The organism is Parvibaculum sp. (assembly GCF_049672805.1).
Lineage (GTDB): Bacteria > Pseudomonadota > Alphaproteobacteria > Parvibaculales > Parvibaculaceae > Parvibaculum.
The window spans coordinates 1-2,617 of the sequence record NZ_JBATWS010000079.1; the positions used below are offsets into that span (position 1 = coordinate 1).

Here is a 2,617-nt window from a genome sequence, read left to right on the forward strand (position 1 = left end):
AGCCCATGGCCGGCTTCCCCGGAGAAACCGTGACCGAAGGCCTTGATGGCCTGCGCGAGCGCCTTGCCGAGTATTACGAACTCGGTGCCCGCTTTGCGAAGTGGCGCGCGGTGATCGACATTGCCGAAAACATCCCGACCAGTGCCTGCATCGAGGCAAATGCAGAAGCGCTTGCCCGCTATGCCGCTCTTTGTCAGGAAGCGGGCATTGTACCGATCGTCGAGCCGGAAGTGCTGATGGATGGCGCACACACCGCCGATCGCTGCTTCGAAGTCACGGAAGCGACGCTCCGCGCCGTCTTCAACCGCCTCGCGCTGCATAAGGTGAAGCTTGAAGGCACCATCCTGAAGCCGAACATGATCGTCTCCGGCAAGAAGTGCCCGCAGCAGGCGAGCATTCAGGAAGTGGCGGAAAAGACCATCGCCTGCTTCAAGCGCACCGTTCCGGCTGCCGTGCCCGGCATCGTGTTCCTCTCGGGCGGCCAGTCCGACGAAGACGCGACGGCGCATCTCGATGCCATGAACAAGATCGGCGGCTTCCCCTGGAAGATGTCCTTCTCCTATGGCCGCGCCCTTCAGGCCGCGCCGCAAAAGGCGTGGAGCGGCAAGGCGGAGAACGTCCCCGCCGCGCAGCAGGCCTTCCTGCACCGTGCAAAGATGAACGGCCTCGCGGCCCTCGGCCAGTGGGACAAGAGCCTCGAAAAGGCTTCCTGATCCGGCCTGACAGTTAATGCAGCGCCCCGCTCCCCGGAGCGGGGCGTTTTGCGTATGGCCACCGACACAGGGGAAATAGAGTGCATGATGACGGAACAGACCTGCCGCCTTTATCTCATCACACCGCCGCGCTTCGAGCCGGTTGCCTTCGCAGATACGCTGAAGGCGGCGCTTGATGCGGGGGACGTTGCCTGCCTGCAGCTTCGGCTGAAAGACGAGAACAATGGCGCCCCCGACGCTGATGATGTACGGCGCGCGACCGAAATATTGATGCCGCTGGCGCAGGCGCGCGACGTGGCCTTTCTCATCAATGACCGGCCCGACCTTGCCGCTGAACTCGGTGCGGATGGTGTCCATATCGGCCAGTCCGATGGCAGCTACAAACAGGCGCGGAAACTTGTCGGTCCCGACCGCATTGTCGGCGTCACCTGCCACGCCTCCCGCCACCTCGCCATGGAGGCGGGCGAAGCAGGCGCTGATTACGTCGCCTTCGGCGCCTTCTATGAAACCACCACGAAAGAGCCGATCAGCAGGGCTGATCCTGAAATCCTCACCTGGTGGTCGGAACTCTTCGAACTGCCCTGCGTGGCGATTGGCGGCATCACGGTGGCGAATGCCGCGCCGCTGGTTCGCGCCCGTGCGGATTTTCTTGCCGTTTCATCCGGCGTCTGGGCACATGAAGAAGGCCCGGCAGCCGCCGTGCGTGCGCTGAACCGGATCATGCTGGAGGAAGCAGTTCCCTTATGAGGCATCTCTTCCTCTGCGCCACGCTGCTTCTGGCGGCCCCGTTCGTCCCGACCCATGCCCAGACGGAAGTACGCGATGTAGAGCCAGATGATCTCGCGAGCGCCAGGGCGGCCTATCTCGAGGCACGCTATAAGGAGGCGATGGAACTCGCCCGGCCTCATGCAGAACGGGGCCATGCCGAGGCGCAGATGCTGCTCGGCTCCCTCTACACAAACGGGCATGGCGTCACCGCCGATACAGATGAAGGCGCCCGCTGGTTCAGTCTCGCCGCCGCGCAGGGCAATGCGGATGCCCAATATCTCTATGGCATGCTGCTCGAATATGGCGGTGTAAAAGGTGCCTCATCCGAAAAGGCGCGGGAGAGCTTTCTCGCCGCCGCCCGGCAAGGCCACCTCCCCGCCCAAACCGAACTCGGCATGATGCTCGCCGCTGGCAATGGTGGCCCCAAAGATCTAGCCTCCGCCGCCGATTGGTTCGAGACGGCCGCCGCGCAGGGCGACGCCAACGCGCAATATTACCTCGCCACCCTGCTTGCACGTGGCAGCGGACGGCCCGCGAACCAGGCCGAGGCGGCGCGTCTTTTCACCCTTTCCGCCGATCAGGGTCATGAAGAGGCAAATTACCGCCTTGGTCTGATGCTTCAGGACGGGGCGGGAATTGAGAAGGATGCGGTCGCCGCCGCAAGGCGCTTTCGCGCCGCTGCCGAGCGCGGCCTTCCCGACGCGCAGGCCTCGCTCGGCTTAGCCTATCTCAATGGCGAGGGCGTGGAGCGCAATGACACATTCGCCGCCAAATGGTTTGCCGAGGCCGCCCTGCGAGGAAATGCCCAGGCACAGGAGCACCTCGCACGGCGCTTTTTCCTCGGTCAGGGCGTCACGCGCGACATCACAGCAGCCCTTCTCTGGCACAGCCTGGCCGAGCGCGGCGGCATAACCGATGAAACGCTGAAAAACGCGATGGAGCCGGAAATCACCCCCGAAATACGCGCCAGGGTTGCCAGGCAGCTTGAAAAACTGGACGCAGGTCGCCCCAGCTCCCCCTCAACCGGAGCAGATTGAACCCCCGCAGTACATGCTTTCGTGGCAAAGCCCCTGTCCATCTGCGGCACTTAATGTTATCAGAGCGCCGGCTGAGGTGCCCGGGCGGCACCCGGCCCC

General features: G+C 63.8%; 3 protein-coding genes. All 3 read left to right on the forward strand.

What is annotated here, in order from left to right; genetic code table 11:
• A partial coding sequence (locus WBF74_RS02580) for a class I fructose-bisphosphate aldolase (protein WP_424434722.1) occupies positions 1-713 on the forward strand: 713 nt, incomplete at its 5' end.
• A gap of 84 nt (positions 714-797) precedes the next feature.
• On the forward strand, positions 798-1,460 hold the full coding sequence (gene thiE / locus WBF74_RS02585) for a thiamine phosphate synthase (RefSeq protein WP_424434725.1): 663 nt from the start codon (positions 798-800) through the stop codon (positions 1,458-1,460).
• Complete coding sequence (locus WBF74_RS02590) at positions 1,457-2,518, forward strand: tetratricopeptide repeat protein (RefSeq protein WP_424434728.1); 1,062 nt, start codon at positions 1,457-1,459, stop codon at positions 2,516-2,518. The genes thiE and WBF74_RS02590 overlap by 4 nt, the downstream gene beginning before the upstream one ends.
• The last annotated feature ends 99 nt before the right edge of the window (positions 2,519-2,617 follow it).

What these genes read in the sequence shown, in the direction of transcription:
- thiE (WP_424434725.1), top strand. Translation starts at nt 798, where the DNA reads ATGATGACGGAACAGACCTGCCGCCTTTATCTCATCACACCGCCGCGC.
- WBF74_RS02590 (WP_424434728.1), top strand. Translation starts at nt 1,457, where the DNA reads ATGAGGCATCTCTTCCTCTGCGCCACGCTGCTTCTGGCGGCCCCGTTC.